Genomic DNA, 2,300 nt, shown 5'->3' with positions numbered 1-2,300 from the left:
TGCGATCCCATCAAAGCGCGAGTCGAATCGAATGTAAAAGATGGAGTCTTTCCCAAAAATAGTTTCAATAAAATGTAATGATGAAGTAACGAACTTTAAGTGTAAAAGCTCATCCACATACTCTCCACGAGATCGACCTTTCTTTTTGTCTTTTTCATTATCAAAACGAGGTTCTATCGTTTCCAATAATGCATATCCATCTTTAATTAGACTTTCAACCCTGGAGATTACTCTTTGTGAACTAATTGATTTCATTTTTCCAACTGAGGTATTTGTTTGTTTTATATATTATATTTACATCTGAATTGTTGGCAATATCATTATCAACAGCGTGCCATTCGCATAACGCTCTGTTAAGGGGTGAGCAACGCATTACCGAAGCAGCAGCAAACCACCTTAATCACTAAAACCAACGCATAGTGAAAATGCCATGCGTTGCGAATCCCTCTTAAACAGTTTGTTAGCTGTGTTTTACAACACGAGCTTTGCTCCCAACATACCAAGAGCTGCGATAGCTACCATCGTAAACCAAAGGTAAATCATAAAAGATAGGCATAACGAAAATAAGCCTCTCACAGCTTTATCTAACTTTGCATCTTCATCGTGCTGTAAAAAATATGCTAGTTCTGCTGTAGGTATTGATCCAGCAAAACTCTTAAATTTGAGCTTTATCATCATCAGGCCCATTGAGACTGGAAGACTCAATACTAATAAAATGATTCCCACCGAAATCCAGACATTCTCAGGGGATTCATTACCTAAAACTACTGCTGCTCCGATCAACACTAAAAGCATTCCCAGAAAGCCCTTAAAAGATGACAACAATGAGTCTCTTGTTTTTATATACAGCCAGAATAGCGGCTTATCGAATTTTCTCATTTTTTCCTCAAACAGCTAACGCCCTGTTAAGGTGTGAGCAACGCAATACCGAAGCTCCCGCATACCACCTTAAACACTAAAACCAACGCATAATAAAAATGCCACGCGTTGCGAATCACTCTTAAACAGTTTGTTAGAGCACACTTACACGATATTGTCCGTATAGTTCTTTACGTAATCGACTACATTCAACGTTGCTTTCCAACGCTTTTTTCCCAAAGAACCATAATAATATATGTATGGATTGAAATACCGTTGAGTCATGCCCTGCACTTCAACTTCGACATCATATCTAATGGTATCAGCATGAATGATTTTATTGCAGGCTTCTCTCAAGTTAGGATCAACAGTGTTTTCTGGCTCATTGAGGTTCGGAATTAAGATTCCGCTTTTCGTATTATATTGATGAAGGTCTTTGTGCTTATCATCTATCACACGCGCTATTACAGCAGAACTTAATAGTATTCTAGTTGCTTCAACTTCAAAAAATGGATCGAGTGTGTACATAGCATGGTTCAGCTCACCATCTGCGTTACATAGTTTCGATAATGTTTTGCTAGCTAAAAACTGATTGAGCAACCTGTAGAGGTCTAGTTTTGTCACCTCTAAATCAGGACTATAACTATTGTCAAAATATCTTGGATTTTCCCATTCAGCCATTTATTGCCTCCGTGTGTTCTAACGCCCTGTTAAGGGGTGAGCAACGCAATACCAAATCCGCCGCATAACACCTTAAACACTAAAACCAACGCATAGTAAAAATGCCACGCGTTGCGAATCCCTCTTGAACAGTTTGTTAGGCGACATTTCTACGTTTAACTTCTTTCTCATACGAAGATTCGTTGTATAGCCAAATAGCCCAAAATGCGAAAAACATCCCGATCGTGTAAATTGAGTAATTAAGAGCATTATCCGATAAGAAAATCGTAATGCTTGCCGCATCAGAAGATGGATAAAGGAAAATAACATTAAAAATCATGTACAAAATGGCTGTGACGAAAGTTGTTCTGAAAAGCCAATTTAAACATCCTTTCTTTCGAGATTTTTGCCAATTATCAAATGCTTTACCATTCATTAATCCACTCCTTTTCTATTAACTGAAGCTAGATTCACGCCAAGATACTATCACTACTCTATCGTTTATCTCATGTCGCCTAACGCCGCATTAAGGTGTGAGCAACGCTACCACGAAACTAACCATACCACCGTAAACACAAAGCCCAACGATGACACCAAAAATGCCAAGCGTTGGGAATCACTCTTAAATGCTTTGTTAGGCGATATTTATTTTTGCATACTCTTCGTCAACTGACGCTCTTATTGCCAACATATACTCATAAGTTCTATTTTCTGGCTGATTAGCTTTCCTCATAGGGTTATCGATATTTTCTCTCCAGTAGAGAAACCTTTTAAATAACCCT

At 38.2% G+C, this 2,300-nt stretch carries 4 protein-coding genes; all 4 read right to left on the bottom strand.

Features of this window, described 5'->3' with window-relative positions:
• A partial coding sequence (locus IQR33_RS32470; protein WP_228013789.1) for a hypothetical protein occupies positions 1 to 255 on the bottom strand: 255 nt, incomplete at its 3' end.
• Positions 256 to 471: 216 nt separating this feature from the next.
• Positions 472 to 879, bottom strand: a complete 408-nt coding sequence (locus tag IQR33_RS07450; protein ID WP_193843609.1) for a hypothetical protein — start codon at positions 877 to 879, stop codon at positions 472 to 474.
• A gap of 144 nt (positions 880 to 1,023) precedes the next feature.
• The gene (locus IQR33_RS07440; protein WP_193838060.1) at positions 1,024 to 1,539 is read right to left on the bottom strand and encodes a hypothetical protein; all 516 of its coding nucleotides are present in this window, start codon (positions 1,537 to 1,539) and stop codon (positions 1,024 to 1,026) included.
• Between the two features lie 136 nt (positions 1,540 to 1,675).
• The gene (locus IQR33_RS07430; RefSeq protein WP_020840791.1) at positions 1,676 to 1,954 is read right to left on the bottom strand and encodes a hypothetical protein; all 279 of its coding nucleotides are present in this window, start codon (positions 1,952 to 1,954) and stop codon (positions 1,676 to 1,678) included.
• Between the last annotated feature and the right edge of the window lie 346 nt (positions 1,955 to 2,300).

This window comes from Vibrio sp. OPT46 (assembly GCF_015163535.1).
GTDB lineage: Bacteria > Pseudomonadota > Gammaproteobacteria > Enterobacterales > Vibrionaceae > Vibrio > Vibrio alginolyticus.
This window is presented reverse-complemented; position numbering and strand designations above follow the sequence as displayed.

Bases quoted from the DNA above. Each gene is read 5' to 3' on its own strand.
- IQR33_RS07450 (WP_193843609.1), bottom strand. From the start codon at position 879: ATGAGAAAATTCGATAAGCCGCTATTCTGGCTGTATATAAAAACAAGA.
- IQR33_RS07440 (WP_193838060.1), bottom strand. From the start codon at position 1,539: ATGGCTGAATGGGAAAATCCAAGATATTTTGACAATAGTTATAGTCCT.
- IQR33_RS07430 (WP_020840791.1), bottom strand. From the start codon at position 1,954: ATGAATGGTAAAGCATTTGATAATTGGCAAAAATCTCGAAAGAAAGGA.